The organism is Micromonospora sp. NPDC047762, from assembly GCF_043204655.1.
In the GTDB taxonomy this organism is placed as follows: Bacteria; Actinomycetota; Actinomycetes; order Mycobacteriales; family Micromonosporaceae; genus Micromonospora.
On record NZ_JBIDCQ010000008.1, the window covers coordinates 159585 to 181621 of the forward strand.

Sequence of the window (22037 nt, forward strand, 5' to 3'; positions counted from 1 at the left end):
GGGTGTTCGGTAACACTCGTGCTCCGCCTGACGAAGAAGGGGTGTGAAGGCTACGAGGGAGGACGGCCTGTGACTGAGCCGAGCCGAGTCGATGATGACATTTCCGGCATCGGAGCCGATCCGGTGGCCTTCGAGGTCTTCTACCGCCGGCACCTGGAGGCGGTGGGCCGGTTCGTGGCGCGGCGGGTCGACGACCCGCATCTCGCCGCCGACCTCACCGCCGACGTGTTCCTGGCGGTGATCGAGTCGGCGGCCGGCTACCGGCCGGAGCGGGGCAGCCAGATCGGCTGGCTGTACGGGGTGGCCCGCAACGTCATCGGCGACGAGCGGCGTCGGGCGGCCCAACGGCTGCGGGTGACCGGCCGACTGGCCGGACGACGGGACCTCGGCCCCGATGACATCGCGCGCATCGAGGAGCGGATCGACGCCGAGTCGGCGGCCCGCCGCACCCATCGGGCGCTGAGCGAGCTGCCCGAGGGCACCCGGACGCTTGTCGAACTCGTCGCCGTGGACGGCCTCAGCGTCGCGGAGGCGGCGGCAGTGCTCGGGATGTCACCGGTGGCCGCTCGGGTCCGCCTGCATCGTGCCCGCCGCATCGTCCGCGCCGTGCTCGCCCGCCCGGTCACCACCCTCGCCTGAGAGACGGAGATGACGATGAACGAGACCGAACGGTCGCCGCAGGGGTTCGAGGAGCAGCTTCTCAGGGATCTGAGCGCACACGTCGCCCAACGGGCCGAGGAGGCGTCGGCGGCCCGTCCCGCCGGACGCCGTACCCAGTTACTGCGCGGTTGGCGTCTCGTCGGAGCGCTCGGACTGGCGGTGACGTTGACCGCCGGTGCGTTGGCGGTCCAGACCATGAGGCTGGGCGATCAGCCGCCGCCGACTGCCAGCGCGTCGGAGATCTTCCACCTGGCGGCCGACGCGGCCCGGCAACAGCCGGAGCTCACCGCCCGACCCGACCAGTACGTCTTCACCGAAACCCTGGCGACGATCCGGGACCTGCCGGACAGCGGGCCCTACCAGACCATCCGGAACCAGCTGTGGCAGTCGGCTGGCGGAGTCGCGTACACGAAGGGACGCTACCGACCGGAGAGCGACCCGAACGGCTGGGGCGAGCTGAGGGAGCTCCGGATGGACGATGCCGCCGATCCCACGAAGAAGCTCGACGCGTTCCAGCCGCCGGCGTACCACGGCGACCTGCCCACCGACCCGGACGAGCTGCTCCGCTACCTTCGGGAACACCCGGTCGACCTGAATCTCCCCGCAGGGGCCGACGAGGAGGCCCTCTACGCGGACGAGAGCATGGCGTACACCACCGCGCGGTCGATGCTCCAGGGCTACGTGCCACCCCGAGCGCTGGCGGCGCTGTATGAAGTGCTGGCCCGGGAACCCGGCGCGACAGTCATCTCCGCCGACGTGGTGGACGCCGCAGGCCGGCACGGGGTGGCGATCCGGATGCCCGGTGTGATCGCTGGCAACGTGGACCTGCTCTTCGACCGCGACACCCATGTCTTCCTCGGGCGCCGCCACTCGGTGGTGCGCGACGGCAAGGAGTCACTGGAGTCGGCTGCCGCGCTCCTGCGGGTCGCCATCGTCGACCGGCCGGGCCAGGTGCCGTGAGCGAGCCGGTCACGGCCGGTCGGTCACGGCCGGGCGAACAGGGGGCCGTAGTTCGAGCGGAACATCTGCTCGCCGAGGCGGCGCATCACCAGGTCGCGCAGCGCGGGCGGGAGCCCGGTGGCCTTGTCGCGGCGATGGGTCTGGCTGAGCACCCAGTCGGTACGCGGGCGGCGCCGCGCCTCGTACCCGCGCAGGGCCTCGGCAACGGACCCGGCGGTCGCCAACGACGAGGCGAGCACGACGGCGTCCTCCAGGGCCATCGCCGCGCCCTGGGCCATGTTCGGTGAGGTGGCGTGGGCGGCGTCGCCGATCAGCAGCACCGGCCCCCCGGACCAGGAGTCGAGTACGACCTCCTGGTTCGGCCCGGCGTGCAGGGTGCTGTCGTCGTAGTCGAGGGCCTTGAGCATGGTGGCCACCGGCTCGGTGAACGTCTCGGCCAGCTCGTCGCGCCAGCCGGGCCGGTCGGCCACCGGGCCGTCGTTGTAGTAGCAGTACGTCTGCTCGGCGCTGATCGGGATGGTCAGGAACTGCCTGCCGCGCCCCAACTGCACCGACCAGACCGGCTCGTCGTCGACGCGGGGAGCGACCCACCGGTACGCGTACTGGCCGAGGTCGCGGGCCGCCTGACCGTCGAAGGCGAGCCGGCGGACCGTCGAGTTCACCCCGTCCGCGCCGAGTACCAGGTCGTACCGTTCGGTGGCACCGTCGTCGAACTCGACGGCGACCCGGTCGCCCTCCGCGAGGAGCGCGACCGGTTGGCGGCCCCAGCGGATCGGGGTGTCGCCGACGCCGGCGAGCAGCGCCCGGTGCAGTTGCGCCCGGGGCAGCGACACGCACGGCCCGACGCCCCGCCACAGCGCGGCAACGTCGATGTCGAAGAGGCGACGCCCGCGCTGGTTGGCGCTGCGCTGCCGGGTGATCTCCACGGAGACGTCGGCGACCGGCTCCCGCAGACCGAGTACGTCGAGCATCCGGGTGGCGTTCCCGGTCAGGTAGATCCCGGTGCCGGAGTCGGTCGGCCCGGATGCCCGCTCGACCACGTCGACGGTGGCACCCCACCCGCGCAGCGCGGCAACCGCCGCCAGCCCGGCGACACCTCCGCCGACGATCAGTACCCGGACGCCGTCACCCCGCACGACACATTCCTCCCCGTTGCCCCTGCGCGACCCCGCTGAGCTGCTGCTCAATGGTCCAGCCGCGGCAGCACTCTACGAGGGGGGTGAGCCGGCGCACGGGAACGGGGGCTGAAATACCGAGGAATGGGCTGCGACGATGAGGCCATGACGACCGCTGAGACGTACGCCGAGTTCGGCAGCCGCGAGGCGCGCGGGGTGTCGCCTACGTATGAGCGCCTGTCGCAGGCGGTCGCCCGCGACGATGACCTGCTCACCCTGCTCGACGGGCTGCCGCCGGCCAAGCGGCAGCCGAATCTGCTGTTCGGCGTCGTCCGTTGGCTCGGTGGCCCGGTCGACGACCCGGCCGCGTTCCACGACTACGTGGTGACGCACTGGCCGGCGATCGAGACGCAGATGCTCACCCGGGCGACCCAGACGAACGAGGCGGGGCGGTGCGCGGTCCTGCTGCCGGTGCTCGCCGCGCTACCGCAGCCCCTCGCCCTGCTGGAGGTCGGTGCGTCGGCCGGGCTCTGCCTCTACCCCGACCGGTACGCGTACCGCTACGGCGACCGTCAGGTCGGCTCCGGTGAGCCGCTTCTCGACTGCGCGGCCAACGGGTTGGTGCCGCCGGCAGGCGTACCCCAGGTGGTGTGGCGGGCCGGGCTCGACCTCAACCCGCTCGACGTGACCGACAGCGACGACGTGTCCTGGTTGGACGCGCTGATCTGGCCGGAACAGGCCCATCGGCGGGCCCGGCTGCGCGCCGCGGCGGCGGTGGCCGCGGCCGACCCGCCGTTGTTGGTCCGGGGTGACCTGGTGGACGATCTGCCGGCGCTGGCCGCGCGGGCGCCGACCGATGCGACGCTGGTGGTCTTCCACACGTCCGTGCTCTATCAGGTGCCGTCCCCGCGCCGGGACGCGTTCGTCCGGTTGGTCGGCGAGCTGCCGGGGCACTGGGTGGCGAACGAGGCGCCAACGGTGCTCCGGTACGACGGACTGCCCGCCCCGCCGAGCGACGTGCTGCACAACGTCCTCGCGCTGGACGGAAAGCCGCTGGCCTGGACCAGAGGCCACGGTCAGGCGCTCACCTGGTTCGGCTGACGTCACCGAGCCGACCGGCGGCCAGGCCGTTGGTCCGATCCGGTCAGCTCAGCGGGCCAGCTCGGGCATCCGGTGGCGCAGGGCCCGGATGAACCAGTCCACCGCAGGCGTCGTCGCATCGCCTGTCGACCAGCCGTTGAGCACCGCCAACAGGTCGAGGTAGCGGTCCCGGCGAGGGTCGTTGGCAGGCACCAGCCGGTCGAGCAACCGCTGACGCAGGTCGACCTCGTCGGAGTGACCGTGCAGGTTCGCGTACCGGTTGGTGACGGCCGCGACCACCGGACCGGCGTCCGGGCTGGTCGGGTCGAGACCGGCCGCGAGGGCGGGGGCCACCGCGTCCCGGACCACCGCGACGGCGTCCGGGCGGGGCAGCCCCGGGATGTCGTGGTCGGCGGCGTGCTGCCGCGCGAGCCGCCGCATCCGGGCCCGGAACTCCCGGTCCCGGCACAACTCGGCCAGCTCCAGCCACGCCTCGACCTGCTCAGTGCTCGGGTCGTCGGGAAGCTCCGGTGTCATCGAGACGATCGCACCCTGGTACGTGGTCTGGTCGCCGAGGCCGGCGAAGACGCCGTCCAGGAAGTCCGCCACCAACTGCCCGCGTTCGCGGGTGGTGAGCTGGGCCAGCCGGTGCAGCTCGTCCACCTCGGCCGGGCCCGACCCGCGCCTCGCCGCGACGGTGAGCACCGCCTGGCGCAGCCGCAGCACCCGGATCTGCACGGCCAACGCCTCGGCGTGCGCGGCGGCCACCTCGCGCAGGGGCACCTCGTCGTTCACCACCCGTCGGATGGTGGCCAGGTCCAAGCCCAGGTCACGCAACGTCCGGACCAGCTCCAACCGGGCCACTGCCGCCGGGCCGTACCGTCGGTAGCCGGCCGGGCTCCGATCGGTCGGCGGCACGATCCCGCTGTCAGCGTAGTACCGGATGGTCTTGACGCTCAGGCCGGTCCGTCGGGCCAGCTCGCCGATCGTGTGACGCGTCTCCCCGCTCATGCCCCCCACCCTCGCGTCTCCCCCCGGTGGAGACTCAAGCACCATCCGAGCCGGCGAGGAATGCCGCGACCGTCGCGGTGAACGCCTCGGCGTCGTCGAGCCACGGGTAGTGCCCGGCGCCCGGCTGGACGACCAGCGTGGCGCGCGGACTCAGCTCGGCGAACCGGGCCACCAGTCCCGGCGGCGCGGCCAGGTCGACCGCACCGGCGAGCAGCAGCACCGGGCCTCGATGCGCGGCGAGCGCCGTACGACTGGCCGGCGGGTCGAAGGCGCCCTCAGAGCTGAAGACCCTTGCCGCCTCTTCGTTGCGCTGACCATCCTCGGCCGCCTGATGCGCCCGTGCCATCTCGTCCCACCGGCCGCGCGAGTCGGCCCACCCGATCGGGGTGGCGGGTCAGGTATCGCAGAGCCAGGTTGGCGCCGGCGGAGTGCCCGAGCAGATCCAGCCGGTCGAGGCCCAGGTGTCCGCGTAGCGCCTCCACATCGTCGACCATCCGGTCGCAGCGGTAGGTCGAGACGTCCGCTGGGGCCTCCGAGCGGCCGGTGCCCCGCGGATCGAGGATGACAAGCGTCCGGTGTGCGCCCAGATTGCCGAGGTCACCGAGGTACGCGGAGTCGCGCATCGGCCCGCCCGGCAGGCAGACGAGCGGGTCTCCAACCCCGATCCTCCGGTACGCGAGGGTGGTTCCGTCGATCCCGGCGAAGGTGCTGATCATCGCTCAGCGGACCCGCTGGTGGTGGAGCAGGACCACGCCGTTGCCGAAGACGCGGCTCTCCACCAGCCGCAGACCGGTCGGAGTCTCGGCGTCGGGGAAGAGTCGGCGGCCCCGACCGACGAGCACCGGGTGGACGTAGATCCGGTACTCGTCGATCAGGTCGTGTCGGGCGAACGTCGCGGCCAGGTCGGCCCCACCGAGCGCCAGGTCGCCGCCCGGTTCGGCGGTGAGTTTGCGGACCTGCTCGACGTCGACCTCGCGCACGACTGTGGAGTTCCAGTCGGCGTGGTCGAGGGTGCGCGAATAGACGATCTTCGGCATGTCCCGCCAGATCCGGGCGAACTCGCGCTCCGGGCCGCTGGCGGTCGGATCCTGATCGGCGGTCGGCCAGTAGGCGGCCATCAGCTCGTAGCTGACCCGGCCGTTGAGGAACCCGCCCATCGGGGCGATCACGTCGTTGAAGTGCTGGTGCAACTCCTCGTCGACCTGGTGCCAACTGATGTCGCCACCCGGGCCTTCGAAGAACCCGTCCAACGACAGGCTCATCTGCACAACGATCTTCCGCATCGCGTCTCCTCCGTAGGATTCGATGGTTGTCGACCTCGATCGTCGTCGGACCGTACGACGAAACGCGACCACGCCGGGGGCATGTCGCCGGATTCCAGGCAGCGGGAGGCCGACACCGCACCGTCCCTAGACTGTTGCGGTGAGCGAAGAGCGGAAACCCCTGGCCGGCCGGCCGCTCACCGAGCCGCACCCCTCCCGGCTGTCGCCGGAGCACCCCGACCGGGCCCGGATCCTCGCCGCGCACACCGCCGCGTTGGCCGCCGGTGAGGCTGGTTACCTCGACCCGGCGAGCGGGCTGTTCGTGCTCAGCGCCGGCTTCCTGGCCCGTCGTGGCACGTGCTGCGGGCGCGGCTGCCGGCACTGTCCGTACGTGGACGATCCACCGTCGGAATAGGCGTCAGCGGGGGCTTTCGCCCCGACACCGACACCCCGTACGGTGTCCGACGGACATCTGGCGGGCGCCTTCCGCCGTCGGTCGGCGAGAGGGTGGAACGTGCGCGGGCGGATCGTGGTCGCCGGGCTGGCCGGGCTGCTGGTGAGCGGGTGCGCCGACGAGGCGGAACCGGTGGCGGTGCCGCCGCCGGTGCCGATCGCTGTGGACGTGGCGGCGGCCTCCTCGGGCGGCGCCTGCCGTCTGCTGGACTTCGCGGTGATCGAGCAGGTGGTGAAGGTCCGCTTCGACGTGGCCGCGGCCAGCGCGCAGGGTGACACCCACACCTGTGTGGTCCGGGCCACGGGTGCCACCCTGCCGGAGTTGGCGCTCAGCGTGACCGAGACCACGATCGACAAGACCACCTTCGCCGCGGACGTGGTGCCGGACAAGGCGGCGAAGGTCACCGGGCTGGGTCAGCAGGCGTACAAGCGGACAACCGCGGCGGCGAGCGGGCACGGGCCGGTCGCCGAGGTGGGCTGGCTGGCCGGCGACGGAAGGCTGGCCACGGTGAGTTGGACCACTGCCCGTGGCAGTGAGCGCTCGGCGGCGGAGAAGCTGACCGCTGACCTGACGGCGTTGGCGAAGAAGGTGGACACCCGGGCGTTGTGACGCCCGGATGCCCGCTTGATCAGTTGGCGGCGACGAAGACCCGGGAGGCGACCTCGCGGGGCAGCCGTACCCGGTCACCGGAGCGGTCGATCGACACCCCGTCGCGCTCCTGGGCCACTGTCACAGTGGCGCCCGGGTCGACACCGGCGGCGTGCAGCTGACGCAGCACGTCGCCGTCGGTCTGCACGCTCTCGCAGATCCGGCGGACCACCACCGGCCCGGAGAGGCCGGGGAAGGCCAGGTTGCGCTCACCCTCGGCGGCCTCGGTCGCTTCCGCCTCGGGGGAGCCCAGCTCCTCCAGACCCGGGATCGGGTTGCCGTACGGGGAGCGGGTCGGCCGGTTGAGCAGGTCGTAGACCCGCTTCTCCACCGCGTCGCTCATCACGTGCTCCCAGCGGCAGGCCTCCTCGTGGGCCTCCTCGTAGGGCATCCCGATGACGTTGACCAGCAGCAGCTCGGCGAGGCGGTGCTTGCGCATCACGGAAACGGCAGTGCCGCGACCCAGCGCGGTGAGCGTGAGGTGTCGGTCACCCTCGACGGTGAGCAGGCCGTCGCGCTCCATGCGGGCGACGGTCTGGCTCACTGTGGGGCCGCTCTGTCGTAGCCGCTCGGCGATCCTGGCACGCAGCGGTGGCACCCCCTCCTCTTCGAGTTCGAGGATGGTGCGCAGGTACATTTCGGTCGTGTCGACCAGGTCGTGAGACTTCATAACGTCAGCGGCCCTCCGGTGCACGATGGTACCTCGGGTGAACGGCCGACGACCGTCGCCGAACCGCGTGCCGTCCAGCCGAATGGTGTTGGATGTCGCCATGTCCGGTACCCAGGAGCCGTTGGTCGAGGTCGACAGGCTCGTCGCCGAGCTCGACCAGGTCGACCCGCCCACCCTGCTCGACGTCCGCTGGCGGCTCATCGGCCCCCCCGGGCACGACGACTACCTCGCCGGCCACCTGCCGGGGGCTGTCTTCGTCGACCTGGACACCGCGCTCTGTGGGGTGCCGGGCGTCGGCGGCCGGCACCCGTTGCCCGACCCGGCGGCGTTGCAGGCGGCACTGCGGGCCGCCGGCGTCCGCGCGGGTCACCCCGTGGTGGTGTACGACGCCGGCGACGGCATGGCCGCCTCGCGGGCCTGGTGGACGCTGCGCTGGGCCGGCCACCGGCCGGTGCGCCTGCTGCACGGTGGCTACCCGGCCTGGGTCGCCGCCGGCCGACCCGTCTCCACCGACGCGCCCGCCCCACCGCCCGGTGACATCGTGGTGCGCCCCGGGGATCTCCCGGTGCTCGACGCCGGGCAGGCCGCCGCGTTGGCCGCCGCGGACGATGCCGTGCTGCTCGACGTACGGGCGGCGCCCCGCTACCGGGGCGAGGTCGAGCCGATCGACCCGGTGGCCGGGCACGTGCCGGGAGCGGCGAACCTGCCCGCCGGGGAGTACGTCGGTCCGGACGGCCGCTTCCTGGCCGCCGACGTGCTGAGTGAGCGGTTCGCCGCCGCCGGGGTGACCGAGGGGCGGGCCGTCGGGGCGTACTGCGGCTCGGGGGTGACCGCCGCCCAGGCGGTGCTGGCGCTGCACCTGGCCGGCCGGACGGACGCCGCGCTCTACGTTGGATCGTGGAGCAACTGGGTGGCGGACCCGGCCCGACCGGTCGCCTCGGGGTCGACACCCGGCCGCTGACCAGCGCGTGCGGTGGGCCCGCGCCGATCCTCGTGCGACGATGGGCTCATGTCCGACGACACTGTGGTGGTGTGGGACGAGTCGCTGCTCGCCTACGACATGGGTGACCATCCACTCGACCCGGTCCGGGTGGAGCTGACCATCGCGCTCGCCCGCGAGCTGGGCATCCTGGATCGGCCAGGGGTGCGGATGGTCAAGCCGGAGCCCGCCGACGATGCCCTGCTCACCCGGGTGCACGCGCCGGCCTACCTCGCCGCGGTGCGCAACGCGCCGCGCGACCCGCTCTTCGCCGGGTACGGGCTGGGCACCTCCGACAACCCGGTCTTCGAGGGTATGCACGAGTCCAGCGCGCTCATCGCCGGCGCGACGGTTGCCGCCGCCGAGGCGGTCTGGCGCGGCGACGCCCGGCGAGCGGTGAACGTGGCGGGTGGGCTGCACCACGCGATGTCCGCCCGAGCCTCCGGCTTCTGTGTCTACAACGACCCCGCGGTGGCCATCGCCCGCCTGCTCGACCTGGGCGCCGAGCGGGTCGCGTACGTGGACGTCGACGTGCACCACGGCGACGGCGTGCAGGACATCTTCTGGAACGACCCGAGGGTGCTGACGGTCAGCCTGCACGAGACCCCGCTGGCGCTCTTCCCGGGCACGGGTTTCCCGGACGAGACGGGTGGGCCGGGTGCGCAGGGCACCGCCGTCAACATGCCGTTGCCGCCGGGTGTCGACGACAGCGGCTGGCAGCGCGCGTTCCACGCGACAGTGCCGTCGGTGCTGCGCGCGTTCAAGCCGCAGGTGCTGTTCAGCCAGTGTGGCGCCGACGGCCACCGGCTGGATCCGCTCGCCGATCTCAACCTGACGGTGGACGGGCAGCGGGCCACCTACCTGGCGCTGCGGGCGCTCGCCGACGAGCTGTGCGACGGCCGGTGGGTGGCCACCGGCGGCGGCGGGTACGCGCTCGTCGAGGTGGTGCCCCGGGCCTGGAGTCACCTGCTGGCAGTGGCCACCGGTGACCCGATCGACCCGGCCACGCTCACCCCACCCGCGTGGCGGGACCTGGTCACCTCCCGAGGTCTGGGCCGGGAGGTGCCGCTGCGGATGACCGACGACGCCGACCCGTCGTACGAGCCGTGGCAGCCGACCGGCGAGCCGAACGCGGTGGACCGGGCGATCGCGGCCACCCGCAAGACGGTCTTCCCGCTGCTCGGGCTCGACCCGCACGATCCGCGGGACTGAGCCGGGCCGTTCGGTGACGAGTCTGGACCAGCCGGTCGACGTGCTGCTCAGCGATGGCAGCACGGTCCAGTTGCGACCGATCGACCCGGCCGACGCGCCGGGCATCGTGGCGATGCACAGCCGGTTCTCCGAGCGCACCCGCTACCTGCGGTACTTCTCGCCGTACCCACGTATCCCGGAGCGGGATCTGATCCGTTTCGTCACTGTGGACCACCACGACCGGGAGGCGTTCGTGGTGCTGGCCGCCGACCAGATCGTCGCGGTCGGCCGGTACGAGCGGCTCGGCCCGCAGGCCCCCGAGGCGGAGGTGGCCTTCGTGGTGGAGGACGCCTACCAGGGGCGGGGGATCGGCTCGGTGCTGATGGAGCACCTGGCCGACGCGGCCCGCCGCAACGACATCATGAGCTTCGTCGCGGAGGTGCTGCCGGCCAACGGGACGATGTTGCGGGTCTTCGCCGACTTCGGCTACCAGGTCCAGCGCGAGTACGCCGACGGCGTGGTCCACCTGAGCTTCCCCATCGCGCCCACCGAGGCCAGCCTGGAGGTGCAGCGCGGCCGGGAGCACCGCACCGAGGCCCGCTCGATCGCCCGGCTGCTCGCCCCGCGCGGCATCGTCGTCTACGGTGCCAGCGCCACCGGCCAGGGCGTCGGCGCGGCGGTGCTCGGGCACCTGCGCGACGGCGGGTTCACCGGTGCGGTGGTGCCGGTGCACCCGAGCGCGTCGACAGTGGCGGGCCTCCCCGCGTACCCGTCGGCTGTTGCTGCCGGAGCGCCGGTGGACCTGGCGGTGGTGGCGGTCCCACCGGAGGCGGCGACCGCTGTGGTCGCCGACGCCGCCGCCGCGGGGGTGCACGGCCTGGTGGTCATCTCGGCCGGCTTCGCCGAGGCCGGCGGCGAGGGCGCGGCCACCCAGCGGGCGCTGGTCCGCGCGGCGCACGCGGCCGGCATGCGGGTCGTCGGCCCGAACTGCCTGGGCGTGGCCAACACCGACCCGACGGTACGCCTCAACGCCACCCTCGCCCCGGCGTTGCCGCCGGCCGGCCGGGTCGGCATCTTCAGTCAGTCCGGTGCGTTCGGGGTGGCGCTGCTCGCCGAGGCGGACCGGCGGGGCCTCGGGCTGTCCAGCTTCGTCTCGGCCGGCAACCGGGCCGACGTCTCCGGCAACGACCTCCTGCAGTACTGGCAGGACGACAGCGGCACCGACGTGATCATGCTCTACCTGGAGACCTTCGGGAACCCGCGCAAGTTCGCCCGGCTGGCCCGGCGGATCGGCCGCGCCAAACCGGTGGTCGCGCTCGCCTCGCCGGCCCGCCCGCCCGGGGTCGGTGACGCCGCCGGGCCGGACGAGGTGGCGGTGGCGGCGCTTTTCGCCCAGTCCGGGGTGATTCGGGTGGACACCGTGCCGGAGCTGCTCGACGTGGGTGTGCTGCTGGCCAACCAGCCGTTGCCGGCCGGCGGCCGGGTCGGTGTGGTCGGCAACTCCTCGGCCCTCACCGGGCTCGCCGCGACCGCCTGCGTCGGGCACGGGCTGAGCGTGGCCGACGGATACCCCCGCAACGTCGGGCCGAGCGCCGGCGCCGCCGAGTTCGCCGCCGCGCTCGCCGAGACGGCCGCCGACGAACGGGTGGACGCCCTGGTGGTGGTCTTCGCCCCGCCGCTTCCCGGCCAGCTGACCGAGGTGGACGCCGACGTGACCGCCGCGCTGCCGGCCGCCCTCGCGTTGGGCAAGCCGACAGTGGCGACGTTCCTGGTCGGGCGGTTGCCACCGGGGGTGCCGGCGTACGGCGGCGTGGAGGAGGCGGTCCACGCGCTCGCCCGCGCCCACCGGTACGCCGAATGGCTTCGCCGCCCTCCCGGGGTGGCACCGGAGCTGCCCGACGTCGATCGGGCCGCCGCGCAGGCCGCGCTCCGGGCCGACGGCACCGACCCGGGGGCGCTGCTGGCCGCGTACGGCATCGACGTGGTGGCCTCGGTGTCTGTCGACTCGGTCGACGCTGCTGTCGACGCGGCGGCGCGGCTGGGCTTCCCGGTTGCGCTCAAGGCTGCCGCTCCCGGGCTGCGGCACCGACTCGACCTCGGCGCGGTCCGGCTGGACCTGCCCGACGAGCCGACCCTCCGCCGGGCGTACACCGACCTGGCGGCGACCTTCGGCGCGGACGCCCTGGTGCAGCCGATGGTCCCGCCCGGCGTGGCCTGCGTGGTGGAGGTGGTGGAAGACCCCGCGTTCGGGCCGGTGGTCGGCTTCGGCCTGGGAGGGGTCGCCACCGAGCTGCTCGGCGATCGGGCCTGGCGGGCGGTGCCGCTGACCGACACCGACGCGGCCGAGCTGGTCGACGAGCCTCGGGCTGCGCCGCTGCTGCGCGGGCACCGGGGAGCCGCGCCGGTCGATCGGGCGGCCCTGGCCGATCTGCTGCTACGGGTGGGTCAGCTCGCCGACGAACAACCCCGGGTGCGCTCGCTGACCCTCAACCCGGTGCTGGCCCGCCCGGACGGCATCTCGGTCCTGCACGCGCAGGTGGGGGTGGGTGGCGTGGTCGCCCGCCCGGACACCGGCCCCCGTCGCCTGTGAGCGCGCCCGGTCAGGCGCGGCTGGAGATCTGCTGGACGCCCCAGGTGTTGCCGTCCGGGTCGGCGAAGAAGACGAAGCCCACATTGTCCAGTGGATCCGGCACCGGCCGGGGGTTCTGACCGACCACCTGGATCTCGCTGACCTCCACACCCCGTTCGACCAGCTCCTCGTGGGCGCGCTTCAGGTCGGGCACCACCAGTTGCAGGCCCTTGAGTGAGCCGGGCGGCATCTCCGGGACGACACCCTTGCCGATCACGACCGAGCAGCCCGAGCCGGGTGGCGTCAGCTGGACGATGCGCGCGTCGTCATTGATCACGGTGTCGTGGTCCACAGTGAAGCCGAGCTGTTCGGCGTAGAACTTCTTCGCGCGGTCCACGTCGGAGACCGGCACGATCACCACTTCGAGTGTCCAGTTCATCGTCGTTCTCCTCGGTCGTCGGCCGGCGGACGGTGCCCCCAGTCAAGCACCCCGACAGCACGGAAGGCCCCGGCGAACCGCCGGGGCCTTCCGTGGGAACCGGGTGCGTCAGCAGGCGTACGCCTCCAGGCGCTGGGCCCGCTCCGGGGCGCGCAGCTTCAGCAGCGTCACCTTCTCGATCTGCCGGATCCGCTCCCGGGACAGGCCGAACTCCCGACCGACCTCGTCCAGGGTGCGCTGACGGCCGTCGTCCAGGCCGAACCGGAGGCGGATGACCGCCTGTTCCCGCTGGGACAGGGTGGAGAGCACGATGCTGACCTCGTTGCGCAGCTCGCCCTGGGCGGCGGCGTCGCCCGGCTCGGTGCGCGGGTCCACCGAGGCCACGAAGTCGCCGAGCGCGCTCTCACCGTCGTCGCCGACGGCCTGGTCCAGGCTGACCGGCTCCCGGTCGTAGGAGATCAGCTCGATGACCTGGATCTCGGGGACCTCCAGCGCGCGGGCCACCTCGGCGACAGTCGGTTCGCGGCCCAGCGTCACCGCCAGTTCGCGGCGGGCCCGGACCATCCGGTTGACCTGCTCGACCATGTGCACGGGGATGCGGATGGTGCGGGCCTGGTCGGCCATCGCGCGGGTGATGGCCTGCCGGATCCACCAGGTGGCGTACGTGGAGAACTTGTAGCCCTTGGCGTAGTCGAACTTCTCCACGGCCCGGATCAGACCGAGGTTGCCCTCCTGGATCAGGTCGAGAAACGCCATGCCACGGCCCGTGTAGCGCTTGGCGATGCTGACCACAAGCCGCAGGTTCGCCTCCAACAGGTGGTCCTTGGCCGCCCGACCCTCGGTGACGATCAGCTCCAGGTCGGCTCGCAGCTCCGCGGAGACCGGGGTGCAGGTGGCGAGCTTCTCATCGGCGAACAGGCCGGCCTCGATGCGCCGGGCCAGGTCGACCTCCTGCGCGGCGGTCAGCAGCTTCGTCCGGCCGATGCCGTTGAGGTAGGCCCGGACCAGGTCGGTGGAGATGCCGCGCTCGTCTGTGGCGTCCAGGTCGACGAGGGCCTCGGGGGCCCCGTCAGTGTCGGTCGTGGTGGCCGGGCGCGTCCGGTGTTCCGTCATCTGCAGAACCATCTCTGTCTCTCCCCGTTTCCACGTCGGTGCCGTGTTCCCGGCCCAGTGGTGCCGGTGTGAGAACAGCTTGGCGGGCGGGGCGTAAAACGGGAGTGAGGCGATCGGGCACCCGACAGGAATCGCGTCAGATCGCTGGTGCGGTGTGTCGTCGAAGTGTGTGGTTGCCCGCCCCGGCTACGTTGCGGACGGCCGGCCACCTCTGGCCAGCCGGAAACGACAGTTGGAGGACGGTGTGGTCTTCAAACGGCTCATGAAGGCGATGGGCGTCGGTGGTCCGTCGGTGGAGACGGTGCTGGCCAACCCGAACTGCCGCCCGGGCGGCCAGTTGGAGGGCCGGATCCAGGTGCTGGGCGGCGACCACCAGGTCGACATCGACCACGTCACCCTCGGCCTGGTCACCCGGGTCGAGGTGGAGAGCGGTGACAACGACTACGACACCACTCAGGAGTTCCACCGCCAGCAGGTCACCGGCGCGTTCCGGCTGGAGCCGGGGCAGCGCTACGACCTCCCGTTCCGCTTCGACGTGCCGTGGGAGACACCGGTCACCGAGCTGTGCGGGCAGCACCTGCACGGGATGACGATGGGCCTGCGTACCGAGCTGGAGGTCGCCCGCGCGGTCGACAAGGGTGACCTGGACGCCGTGTCGGTGCACCCGCTGCCGGCGCAGGAGCGACTGCTGGACGCGCTGCTGCGGCTGGGATTCCGGTTCGCACGCGCCGATGTGGAGCGCGGTCACATCTACGGCGTACACCAGACGTTGCCGTTCTACCAGGAGATCGAGTTCAGCCCGGCGCCGCAGTACGCCCGATCGATCAACCAGTTGGAGGTCACCTTCATCGCCGACGCCCAGCAGATGCAGGTGGTGCTGGAGGTCGACAAGCGCGGCGGCGTCTTCACCGAGGGCCGGGACGCCTTCGGTCGGTTCACAGTCGACCACGCCACCGCCGACCGCACCGACTGGACCGCCGAACTCGACAACTGGCTCCGCCAGTCCCTGACCCGCCGAGGCCTCTTCTCCTAACCCCACCCCCCTCTCTGCGCGCGTTGATCATGAAGTTATTGCCACGACACGCCGAGGCGAAGGGCAATAACTTCATGATCAACGGAGGTGGGGTGGGGTGGGGTGGGTGGGTGGGTGGGGTTAGAGGTCTAGGAGGAGGGTTTGGGGGCCTATGTTGGTGCTTTCCACCACCATGTGGGCGCGGAAGCGGCCGGTCTCCACCTTCGCTCCTCGTTCGCGTAGGGCGTCGACCACCGCTGTCACCAGTGGCTCGGCGACCTCGGCGGGGGCGGCGGCGGACCAGCTCGGTCGGCGACCCCTGCGGGCGTCGCCGTAGAGGGTGAACTGGCTGACCACCAGGACCGGCGCGCCGGTGTCGGCGGCGGACCGCTCCCCGTCCAGGATGCGTACCTCGTGCACCTTGCGGGCCATCGTCTGAGCCGTCTCCGCGGTGTCGGTGTGGGTCACGCCGAGCAGCACCAGCAGGCCGTTCTCGATCGCACCGACCACCTCGCCGTCGACCGTCACGCTGGCCCGCCCGACGGTCTGCACCACCGCCCGCATCAGGCGTTCACCGGCTCGATGAAGCCGCGCTCCACCAGGTGCGCCACGATCGGGCCGGCGGCCTCGGCCATCTCGTCGGGCTCGACGTCGTGCGCGGCGGCGAGCAGGGCGAGCTGGTCACGCAGCGGCAGCCGGCCGTCGGCGCCACCGACCAGCGCCAGTACCAGCGGGTCGATCTCCTCGGTCCAGCGCAGGCCGTGCGGCATCGCGAGGACCTGTCGGTCCACCCCCCAGCCCTCGTCGCCCATGGTGGCCTCCTGTCGCAGCTGGAGGCCCTCGGCGGCCCGGTAGCGCTCGGCGAGCAACGCTTCGGTGTCGCGTACCCGGAGGAAGTCCTGGCGGTCGAACCAGGCGGCGACCTGATCGCCCAGCGGCGGCTGCACCTGCTGGCGCAGATCCTCCACCCGGACCACCGGGTCGGCATGCCCGCCACGACGCAGCGACACGATGCCGAAGCCGATGCCCTCCACCTTGTGCGCGTCGAACCAGTCCAGCCAGGCGGCCATCCGCTGCGGGTCGGCGGTCTCGGCGGCGTCGGTGAGCCACAGGTCGACGTACGCCATCGGGTCGGCGACCTCGCGTTGGATCACCCAGGCGTCCAGGCCGGTCCCGGCGAACCAGCCGGCCACCCGCTCGTCCCACTCCTCGCCGGCGACGTGCACCCAGTTGGCCAGGTACTGCATGGTGCCGCCGTCGGTGAGCAGGCCCGGGGCGGCGGCGGCCAGCTCCGCGCCGATCGCGTCACCGACCCGGCCAGAGTCGCGGTACACGTGCGTGGTGGTGCCCGGGCCGACCACGAACGGTGGGTTGCTCACCACCAGGTCGAACCGCCGACCGGCCACCGGGGCGACCAGGTCGCCGCGGAGCAGCTCCCAGTCCTGACCGTTGAGGGCGGCGGTGGTCGCGGCGAAGCGCAGCGCCCGCTCGGAGAGGTCGGTGGCGGTCACCGAGTCGGCGTGCGTGCCCAGGTGCAGGGCCTGGACGCCGGAGCCGGTGCCCAGGTCCAGCGCGGTGCCGACCGGTCGGCGCACGGTCGCGCCGATCAGCGTGTGGGTGGCCCCCCCGATCCCGAGGACGTGCTCGGCGTGCAACGGGCGACCCGGGCGGGCGCTGGCCGGCACGTCGGCGAGCACCCACCAGTCCTCGCCGTACGGCTCCAGGTCGACGCCGGCCCGCAGGCCGTCCCCGTACCGCTCGACCAGCCCGCCGGCGAGGGCCTCCGCCAGGCTCAGCGGTGTCAGCGCGGCGGCCACCGCTTCCTCCGGCTCGGTCTGATCGCAGATGAACACCCGGATCAGGGTGCCGAGCGGGTCGCCGTCCTCGGTGGCGCGCAGAGCGGCCCGGTAGTCGTTGCGGGCGACCGCCGCGGTCGCCTGCGCGCCCAGCCGCTCGGCGATGCCGTGGCTGGTGAAACCGGTCCGGGTCAGCGCGCTGCGCAGCGCGTCGACACCGGCGGGGGAGAGCAGCATGTCGTGTTCGTCCACCCCGACATCCTGCCTCCCGTCGAGTCCCGGGTCAGCGTCACCCGCCGGAAGGTGTCGGAGCGTCGGTGTCCGCCCGGACCGGTGCGCCGGGCAGGATGGTCGGCATGACGCTCGTGCTGCCCATCGACCCCGAAGCGAACCAGCTGCTGGAGCGCAGCCCACTGGCCCTGCTCCTCGGCATGGTCCTGGACCAGCAGGTGCCGATGGAGAAGGCGTTCTCCTCGCCGTACGTGCTGGCGCAGCGGCTCGGCCATGAGCTGGACGCGGCGGAGCTGGCCGGGTACGACCCGGAGGCCCTGGTCGCGCTCTTCGCCCAGCCGCCTGCGCTGCACCGGTTTCCCAAGGCCATGGCGGCCCGGGTGCGGGAGGTCTGCCAGGTGCTGGTCGAGCGGTACGACGGTGACGCTGCGCTGCTCTGGGCCGAGGTCGCCGACGGGCCGGAGTTGCTGCGCCGGGTCTCCGCGCTGCCCGGCTTCGGCAAGCAGAAGGCGCAGATCTTCGTGGCCCTGCTCGGCAAGCGGTTCGGGGTGACCCCGCAGGACTGGCGGAAGGCGGCCGGGGACTACGGCGATCCGGGCGCCTACCGGTCGGTCGCCGACGTCACCGACGCCGATTCGCTGCGTCGGGTGCGGGAGTTCAAGCAGCAGATGAAGGCGGCGGCCAAGGCGAAGACCGCCGGCGCCTGACCAACCGGCCTGGTGAGGGGCGGTGTGCTCAGGCGGCGGTGGGGTGCGCCAGCGAGGCCAGCGCGCGCCGGACGTCGGCCAGCGACACGGTCGCCGAGTCGTCCAGGTCGGCCAGGCCGGCCTCGATCCACTGGCGCATCAGCGTGGTGACCCCGATGCCCCGGGCGTCGGCGGCGGCGCGGACCCGCTCGTAGGTGTCCAGTGGCAGCCGCACCGAGCGGCTCACCATCGGCACGTCGCTGTCGGGGGTGGGCAGCTCCGCCGCCGGGCTCTCGTCGATCAGCTCGGCGATCCGTTCGCCGCCGCCGTGGAACTGCTTGGTCGCGTCGTTACGGTGCATCGTCACGGCCTCCTCATCTACCGAGATCTCCGCACGGCCTCGTCGTAGCGCTTGGACTCGACGTCGCTCAACTCGCGGGCGGAGAGAATGTCCCAGTCGTTGTCGGTGCCATCGGCCTCGGCGAGCAGCACCGCCAGCCTGCGGCCCCGACGGGCGGCGGCGTAGACCACCATCACGTCGTCACCCAGATGACGGATGACCCGTCGGGCGCTGTGCAGCGCCTCCCAGACTTCCCCGGGTGTGACGTCGTAGACCCTCAGGTTGGCCAACGCCTCGTCGGTGAAGCTGAACCTGCTGCCCACATCGCGGAGCGTACCACGCACGTAACACGTGGCGGGATGAGTAGAAGTTCGCTGATCACGGACCTGCGGTGACAGGATGAGGCGTAACCCCCTCGAGGAGGTCCATGGTGAAGCGTCAGGCGTACCAGCCGATTCTGATCACCGACGCCTCGCGCAGCCAGGACGATCAGCTCAACAGTCGCCAGCGCCGCTACGTCGTGATGATGGGCATCCGGGTGCTGTGCATCATCGTCGGCGCGATCCTGGTCGGTGCGAACGCCCCACTGCTCTGGCTCTGGCTGCCACTGTGCGGCCTCGGCATGGTGCTCATCCCCTGGCTGGCCGTGCTGCTGGCCAACGACCGGCCGCCGAAGGAAGAGCACCGGCTGGCCAACCGGTTCCACCCCCGTCAGCAGGACGACACCCCGCCGATGAGCCTCACCGCCGAGGAGCGCCCACACAAGGTCATCGACGCCGAACCCTGACCCGCGAACGGGCCAGGGTTCGAGCAGCCGGGGCGGTGACCGTGCGCCGGCCGCTACGCCTGTGGCCGAGCCCCTGCGGTGGAGACGGCCAGCGCGCCCAGGTCGGTGGCGCGACCCAGTGCCGCGCTCGGACTGGCACCGGCGAGCCACGCGGTGAGCAGACCGGCCGCGAAGGCGTCCCCCGCACCCGTGACGTCCACCACCGCCACCCGGTTGGCCGGAGCCACGCAGACCGGCGTGGTGCGATCCACCCAGACCGCGCCGGCCGCACCGCGCTTCACCACCACCCGTCGAGCCGTCGCCGACAGCGCCCGCCCCTGCGCCGCCGGGTCCAGGCCGCCGGCCAGCACCGTGGCCTCGTCCGCGTTGACCAGGAGCAGGTCGATGTCGCGTACCCAACTCAGGAACACCGCCGCGCCGACCCGCCGCAACGGCGCCGCGGAGGCCGCGTCGACGCTGATGGTGAGCCCGCGCTCGCGGGCGGAGGCCAACGCCCGCAGCCCCGCGCCGCGCGACTCCGCGTCCAACAGGGTGTACGCGGACAGGTGCAGATGCCCGGCGTCGGGCACCGCCGCGAGGGCCTGCTCGACGTGCGCGGCGCTCAACCGCAGGTTCGCGCCCCGCTGGCTGACCATGGTGCGCTCGTCGTCGGCGGCCAACACGATGACAGTGCCGGTCGGGGCGCCGTCGATCCGCTCGATGGCGCAGTCGACGCCGGCCCGTTCGAGCTCGGCCACCCGGTCCCGCCCGGCGTCGTCGTCACCGACGGCCCCCACGAGCGTGACGTCCACCCGCTGCGCGGCGATCCAGGCGGCGGTGTTGGCCGCCTGACCGCCGCCGCCGAGACTGATGGCGGCCCCGGTGTCCGAGCCGGCAGCCAGCGGTCCGGACAACACGGCGACCACGTCGGTGATCACGTCCCCGACGACGACCATCCGGGCCGGTCGGGTCATGCCGGGACGGCGGTGCCGCGGGCCACCGAGGCGACCGCGATCCGCGCCGCCAGGTCGGCGTTGCGCAGGATGATCCGTACGTTCACCGCCAGGCTCGCGCCCTCGGTTGCCGAGTGGAAGTGCGCGAGCAGGTACGGCGTGACGGCCTTTCCGGTGATGCCGTCCCGCTCCAGCAGGGCCAGGCCCTCGGTGAGAGTCCGGTCGTGCAGCTCCGGGTCGAGCTGTTCGTCGATCGGCAGCGGGTTGGCGATGAGCAGCCCGCCGGTGTGCACGGAGTGTTCGTCCCGGGCGGCGAGCACGGCGGCGACCTGCTCCGGCGAGTCCACCGACCAGTCCAGGTCGAAGCCGGCGTCGGTCAGGTAGAAGCCGGGAAACCGGCGGGTGCGGTAACCGACGACAGCGACCCCGAGGGTCTCCAGGCGCTCCAGCGTCGCACCCACGTCGAGGATCGACTTGACCCCGGCGCAGACCACAGCGATCGGGGTCTGCGCCAGGGTGACCAGGTCCGCCGACTCGTCGAAGGTGTGCGCGGCCTCCCGGTGCACCCCACCCAGACCGCCGGTGGCGAACACGCCGATGCCGGCGGCGGCGGCCACCGCGCTGGTGGCGGCCACGGTGGTCGCGCCGTCCGCGCCGGTCGCGGCGGCGACCGCGAGGTCGCGCACGGAGAGCTTTGTCACGCCGTCGACCGTGGCCAGCCGGGTCAGCTGTGCGTCGTCCAGGCCGACCACCAGCTCACCGGCGATCATGCCGATCGTCGCCGGAACGGCCCCGGCCTCCCGAACCGTCCGCTCGATCTCCCTGGCCACGCGCAGGTTCTCCGGTCGGGGAAGCCCGTGCGAGACGATGGTGCTCTCCAGGGCGACGACGGGTCGGCCGTCGCGCTGGGCTTCGGCCACCTCGGTGCCGTAGCTGATGCGAAAGTCAGTCACACGGGCACCGTACGGGGTGGGGCCCCCGCCGGGCTCAAGTGGACCCGGCCGTGATGACCTGCCAAACTTGTCCGTCGGAGGTGTAGACGTGAGCACAGAGGTTCTCGAGCGTCCGGAGCTGAAGGACGCCGATACCGGTCCCGAGATGTTCCATTACGTCCGCAAGGAGAAGATCGCCGAAAGCGCCGTCATGGGCACTTTCGTCGTCGCTCTCTGCGGCGAGACCTTCCCGGTCACCAAGGCGGCCAAGCCGGGTTCGCCGGTCTGCCCCAAGTGCAAGGAGATCTACGACTCGTACCGTGAGTGAACCTCGGCCGGTGCTCCGGCCGGCGACGTAGCCTGCGGCGGTGACCACCTCCACCGCCCTGCTCTTCGCCGACCTGACCGGGGTGGCGGTGTTCGCCGCGTCCGGGGCCTCGGCGGCGGTGGCCAAGCGACTGGACCTGTTCGGTGTCGCGTTCGTCGGCTTCGTCGCCGCCCTCGGCGGTGGGATCCTCCGGGACCTGGTCATCGACGAGGTGCCGCCGCTGGCCTTCGCCGACTGGCGGTACGCGGCCACTGCCGCGATCACCGCGCTCGCCGTCTTCTGGCTGCACCCGCAACTGGCCCGACTGCGCACCACGGTGCTGGTGCTGGACGCGGCCGGCCTGGCGCTGTTCACCGTCACCGGCACGCTCAAGGCGCTCGACGCCCGGGTGCCGGCGGTCGGGGCCTGCCTGATCGGCATGCTCACCGCCATCGGCGGCGGGCTCGGCCGCGACCTTCTCACCGCCGAGATCCCGGTCGTGCTGCGCCGGGAGATCTACGCGCTGGCCGCGCTGGCCGGTTCGATCCTGGTGGTGCTGCTGTACGTCACCGGACAGACCGGGCCCGTCCCGCTCACCGCCGCCGCCGTCCTGGTCTTCGGGCTGCGCCTGATCGCGCTGCGTCGACGCTGGTCCGCGCCGGTGGCGACGCTGCGCCCGCCGCGCGCCGACGGGGCGGATCCACGCACCGACCGGGAATGGTGAGACGGTCGGGCCGCTGTTCGCTCGGGTGCGGGATTGTGACCAGCGTGGCGTCGCCTGGGCCCGACGGCCCGTGCTGGTTATGCTGAGTCAGCCTTCGCGGCAGCTTCTGCGCGGAGGCGTTTTCATGGGCGGCGGATCC

Annotated in this window: 27 protein-coding genes; 13 read left to right on the forward strand and 14 right to left on the reverse strand. The window is 72.6% G+C overall.

The annotated features are described in order from the left end of the window. Positions 1-69 precede the first annotated feature (69 nt). Positions 70-639 carry a sigma-70 family RNA polymerase sigma factor gene (locus ACGF3C_RS24055; protein WP_357223496.1) on the forward strand — a complete coding sequence of 190 codons (570 nt, stop codon included), beginning with the start codon at positions 70-72 and terminating at the stop codon, positions 637-639. A gap of 15 nt (positions 640-654) precedes the next feature. Continuing rightward, positions 655-1620 carry a CU044_5270 family protein gene (locus tag ACGF3C_RS24060; RefSeq protein ID WP_393225339.1) on the forward strand — a complete coding sequence of 322 codons (966 nt, stop codon included), beginning with the start codon at positions 655-657 and terminating at the stop codon, positions 1618-1620. Positions 1621-1643: 23 nt separating this feature from the next. Here ACGF3C_RS24060 and ACGF3C_RS24065 read toward each other — a convergent pair whose 3' ends face one another. After that, complete coding sequence (locus ACGF3C_RS24065; protein WP_393225342.1) at positions 1644-2756, reverse strand: FAD-dependent monooxygenase; 1113 nt, start codon at positions 2754-2756, stop codon at positions 1644-1646. A 144-nt stretch (positions 2757-2900) separates the two neighbouring features. Here ACGF3C_RS24065 and ACGF3C_RS24070 point away from each other — a divergent pair, with 144 nt between their 5' ends. Then, the gene (locus tag ACGF3C_RS24070) at positions 2901-3836 is read left to right on the forward strand and encodes a DUF2332 domain-containing protein (protein ID WP_393225345.1); all 936 of its coding nucleotides are present in this window, start codon (positions 2901-2903) and stop codon (positions 3834-3836) included. Positions 3837-3884: 48 nt separating this feature from the next. Here the strand turns inward: ACGF3C_RS24070 and ACGF3C_RS24075 are convergent, their stop codons facing one another. The 4 genes from ACGF3C_RS24075 to ACGF3C_RS24090 are packed head-to-tail and all read right to left on the reverse strand — an operon-like array spanning position 3885 to position 6109. Then, positions 3885-4826 (reverse strand): MerR family transcriptional regulator, encoded by a 942-nt coding sequence (locus tag ACGF3C_RS24075; RefSeq protein WP_393225348.1) that lies wholly within the window; start codon positions 4824-4826, stop codon positions 3885-3887. Between the two features lie 34 nt (positions 4827-4860). Beyond that, a complete protein-coding gene (locus ACGF3C_RS24080) occupies positions 4861-5172 on the reverse strand; it encodes an alpha/beta fold hydrolase (protein WP_393225351.1) in 312 nt (103 codons plus the stop codon). Then, entirely contained in the window at positions 5102-5542 is a 441-nt protein-coding gene (locus ACGF3C_RS24085; protein WP_393225354.1) for an alpha/beta fold hydrolase, read from the reverse strand. Before ACGF3C_RS24085 ends, ACGF3C_RS24080 begins: the two co-directional genes overlap by 71 nt. 3 nt (positions 5543-5545) lie before the next feature. Then, entirely contained in the window at positions 5546-6109 is a 564-nt protein-coding gene (locus ACGF3C_RS24090) for a dihydrofolate reductase family protein (protein WP_357223512.1), read from the reverse strand. Between the two features lie 139 nt (positions 6110-6248). On the opposite strand from ACGF3C_RS24090, the gene ACGF3C_RS24095 reads away from it, so the two are divergent. Continuing rightward, entirely contained in the window at positions 6249-6503 is a 255-nt protein-coding gene (locus ACGF3C_RS24095) for a DUF5522 domain-containing protein (protein WP_355009894.1), read from the forward strand. Between the two features lie 99 nt (positions 6504-6602). Next, positions 6603-7151 carry a hypothetical protein gene (locus ACGF3C_RS24100; RefSeq protein ID WP_357223515.1) on the forward strand — a complete coding sequence of 183 codons (549 nt, stop codon included), beginning with the start codon at positions 6603-6605 and terminating at the stop codon, positions 7149-7151. Between the two features lie 19 nt (positions 7152-7170). Here ACGF3C_RS24100 and ACGF3C_RS24105 read toward each other — a convergent pair whose 3' ends face one another. Then, positions 7171-7860: a metal-dependent transcriptional regulator gene (locus ACGF3C_RS24105; protein WP_347664054.1), complete on the reverse strand. Its 690-nt coding sequence runs from the start codon at positions 7858-7860 to the stop codon at positions 7171-7173. Positions 7861-7960: 100 nt separating this feature from the next. Here ACGF3C_RS24105 and ACGF3C_RS24110 point away from each other — a divergent pair, with 100 nt between their 5' ends. The 3 genes from ACGF3C_RS24110 to ACGF3C_RS24120 are packed head-to-tail and all read left to right on the forward strand — an operon-like array spanning position 7961 to position 12620. Then, positions 7961-8821: a sulfurtransferase gene (locus ACGF3C_RS24110; RefSeq protein WP_357223519.1), complete on the forward strand. Its 861-nt coding sequence runs from the start codon at positions 7961-7963 to the stop codon at positions 8819-8821. Positions 8822-8869: 48 nt separating this feature from the next. Continuing rightward, complete coding sequence (locus ACGF3C_RS24115) at positions 8870-10051, forward strand: acetoin utilization protein AcuC (RefSeq protein WP_393225359.1); 1182 nt, start codon at positions 8870-8872, stop codon at positions 10049-10051. A 13-nt stretch (positions 10052-10064) separates the two neighbouring features. Beyond that, entirely contained in the window at positions 10065-12620 is a 2556-nt protein-coding gene (locus ACGF3C_RS24120) for a GNAT family N-acetyltransferase (RefSeq protein WP_393225362.1), read from the forward strand. 10 nt (positions 12621-12630) lie between these two features. On the opposite strand, the gene ACGF3C_RS24125 is transcribed toward ACGF3C_RS24120, so the two are convergent. Both ACGF3C_RS24125 and sigB read right to left on the reverse strand, forming a co-directional pair. Beyond that, positions 12631-13038 (reverse strand): VOC family protein, encoded by a 408-nt coding sequence (locus ACGF3C_RS24125; protein ID WP_393225365.1) that lies wholly within the window; start codon positions 13036-13038, stop codon positions 12631-12633. A 108-nt stretch (positions 13039-13146) separates the two neighbouring features. Further along, entirely contained in the window at positions 13147-14163 is a 1017-nt protein-coding gene (gene sigB / locus ACGF3C_RS24130) for an RNA polymerase sigma factor SigB (protein ID WP_393225368.1), read from the reverse strand. Positions 14164-14395: 232 nt separating this feature from the next. Between sigB and ACGF3C_RS24135 the strand changes: the two genes are divergently transcribed. Then, positions 14396-15184, forward strand: a complete 789-nt coding sequence (locus ACGF3C_RS24135) for a sporulation protein (protein WP_393225371.1) — start codon at positions 14396-14398, stop codon at positions 15182-15184. Positions 15185-15304: 120 nt separating this feature from the next. Here ACGF3C_RS24135 and dtd read toward each other — a convergent pair whose 3' ends face one another. Both dtd and ACGF3C_RS24145 read right to left on the reverse strand, forming a co-directional pair. After that, positions 15305-15727 carry a D-aminoacyl-tRNA deacylase gene (gene dtd / locus ACGF3C_RS24140; protein WP_357233705.1) on the reverse strand — a complete coding sequence of 141 codons (423 nt, stop codon included), beginning with the start codon at positions 15725-15727 and terminating at the stop codon, positions 15305-15307. Next, complete coding sequence (locus ACGF3C_RS24145) at positions 15727-17211, reverse strand: methyltransferase (RefSeq protein WP_393225375.1); 1485 nt, start codon at positions 17209-17211, stop codon at positions 15727-15729. Before ACGF3C_RS24145 ends, dtd begins: the two co-directional genes overlap by 1 nt. A gap of 95 nt (positions 17212-17306) precedes the next feature. Between ACGF3C_RS24145 and ACGF3C_RS24150 the strand changes: the two genes are divergently transcribed. Further along, entirely contained in the window at positions 17307-17897 is a 591-nt protein-coding gene (locus tag ACGF3C_RS24150) for an HhH-GPD-type base excision DNA repair protein (RefSeq protein ID WP_357233707.1), read from the forward strand. Positions 17898-17925: 28 nt separating this feature from the next. Here the strand turns inward: ACGF3C_RS24150 and ACGF3C_RS24155 are convergent, their stop codons facing one another. Then, the gene (locus ACGF3C_RS24155) at positions 17926-18237 is read right to left on the reverse strand and encodes a hypothetical protein (protein WP_124858894.1); all 312 of its coding nucleotides are present in this window, start codon (positions 18235-18237) and stop codon (positions 17926-17928) included. Positions 18238-18254: 17 nt separating this feature from the next. Beyond that, positions 18255-18539 (reverse strand): hypothetical protein, encoded by a 285-nt coding sequence (locus ACGF3C_RS24160; protein WP_030489374.1) that lies wholly within the window; start codon positions 18537-18539, stop codon positions 18255-18257. A gap of 104 nt (positions 18540-18643) precedes the next feature. Here ACGF3C_RS24160 and ACGF3C_RS24165 point away from each other — a divergent pair, with 104 nt between their 5' ends. Continuing rightward, the gene (locus tag ACGF3C_RS24165; protein WP_357233701.1) at positions 18644-19003 is read left to right on the forward strand and encodes a DUF3099 domain-containing protein; all 360 of its coding nucleotides are present in this window, start codon (positions 18644-18646) and stop codon (positions 19001-19003) included. Between the two features lie 53 nt (positions 19004-19056). Here the strand turns inward: ACGF3C_RS24165 and ACGF3C_RS24170 are convergent, their stop codons facing one another. Together ACGF3C_RS24170 and ACGF3C_RS24175 are read right to left on the reverse strand one after the other, a co-directional pair. Beyond that, entirely contained in the window at positions 19057-19956 is a 900-nt protein-coding gene (locus tag ACGF3C_RS24170) for a carbohydrate kinase family protein (RefSeq protein ID WP_393225379.1), read from the reverse strand. Then, positions 19953-20888 carry a pseudouridine-5'-phosphate glycosidase gene (locus tag ACGF3C_RS24175; protein WP_357234980.1) on the reverse strand — a complete coding sequence of 312 codons (936 nt, stop codon included), beginning with the start codon at positions 20886-20888 and terminating at the stop codon, positions 19953-19955. Before ACGF3C_RS24175 ends, ACGF3C_RS24170 begins: the two co-directional genes overlap by 4 nt. An 88-nt stretch (positions 20889-20976) precedes the next feature. Here ACGF3C_RS24175 and ACGF3C_RS24180 point away from each other — a divergent pair, with 88 nt between their 5' ends. After that, a complete protein-coding gene (locus ACGF3C_RS24180) occupies positions 20977-21195 on the forward strand; it encodes a DUF3039 domain-containing protein (protein ID WP_007456912.1) in 219 nt (72 codons plus the stop codon). 40 nt (positions 21196-21235) lie between these two features. Beyond that, complete coding sequence (locus ACGF3C_RS24185; protein WP_355009879.1) at positions 21236-21898, forward strand: trimeric intracellular cation channel family protein; 663 nt, start codon at positions 21236-21238, stop codon at positions 21896-21898. Positions 21899-22037: the final 139 nt, after the last annotated feature.

Excerpts from the sequence above, each read along its gene's own strand:
- ACGF3C_RS24060 (WP_393225339.1), top strand. The coding sequence starts at position 655 with ATGAACGAGACCGAACGGTCGCCGCAGGGGTTCGAGGAGCAGCTTCTC.
- ACGF3C_RS24070 (WP_393225345.1), top strand. The coding sequence starts at position 2,901 with ATGACGACCGCTGAGACGTACGCCGAGTTCGGCAGCCGCGAGGCGCGC.
- ACGF3C_RS24075 (WP_393225348.1), bottom strand. The coding sequence starts at position 4,826 with ATGAGCGGGGAGACGCGTCACACGATCGGCGAGCTGGCCCGACGGACC.
- ACGF3C_RS24080 (WP_393225351.1), bottom strand. The coding sequence starts at position 5,172 with ATGGCACGGGCGCATCAGGCGGCCGAGGATGGTCAGCGCAACGAAGAG.
- ACGF3C_RS24085 (WP_393225354.1), bottom strand. The coding sequence starts at position 5,542 with ATGATCAGCACCTTCGCCGGGATCGACGGAACCACCCTCGCGTACCGG.
- ACGF3C_RS24090 (WP_357223512.1), bottom strand. The coding sequence starts at position 6,109 with ATGCGGAAGATCGTTGTGCAGATGAGCCTGTCGTTGGACGGGTTCTTC.
- ACGF3C_RS24105 (WP_347664054.1), bottom strand. The coding sequence starts at position 7,860 with ATGAAGTCTCACGACCTGGTCGACACGACCGAAATGTACCTGCGCACC.
- ACGF3C_RS24110 (WP_357223519.1), top strand. The coding sequence starts at position 7,961 with ATGTCCGGTACCCAGGAGCCGTTGGTCGAGGTCGACAGGCTCGTCGCC.
- ACGF3C_RS24115 (WP_393225359.1), top strand. The coding sequence starts at position 8,870 with ATGTCCGACGACACTGTGGTGGTGTGGGACGAGTCGCTGCTCGCCTAC.
- ACGF3C_RS24125 (WP_393225365.1), bottom strand. The coding sequence starts at position 13,038 with ATGAACTGGACACTCGAAGTGGTGATCGTGCCGGTCTCCGACGTGGAC.
- sigB (WP_393225368.1), bottom strand. The coding sequence starts at position 14,163 with ATGGTTCTGCAGATGACGGAACACCGGACGCGCCCGGCCACCACGACC.
- dtd (WP_357233705.1), bottom strand. The coding sequence starts at position 15,727 with ATGCGGGCGGTGGTGCAGACCGTCGGGCGGGCCAGCGTGACGGTCGAC.
- ACGF3C_RS24150 (WP_357233707.1), top strand. The coding sequence starts at position 17,307 with ATGGTCGGCATGACGCTCGTGCTGCCCATCGACCCCGAAGCGAACCAG.
- ACGF3C_RS24155 (WP_124858894.1), bottom strand. The coding sequence starts at position 18,237 with ATGCACCGTAACGACGCGACCAAGCAGTTCCACGGCGGCGGCGAACGG.
- ACGF3C_RS24165 (WP_357233701.1), top strand. The coding sequence starts at position 18,644 with ATGGTGAAGCGTCAGGCGTACCAGCCGATTCTGATCACCGACGCCTCG.
- ACGF3C_RS24170 (WP_393225379.1), bottom strand. The coding sequence starts at position 19,956 with ATGACCCGACCGGCCCGGATGGTCGTCGTCGGGGACGTGATCACCGAC.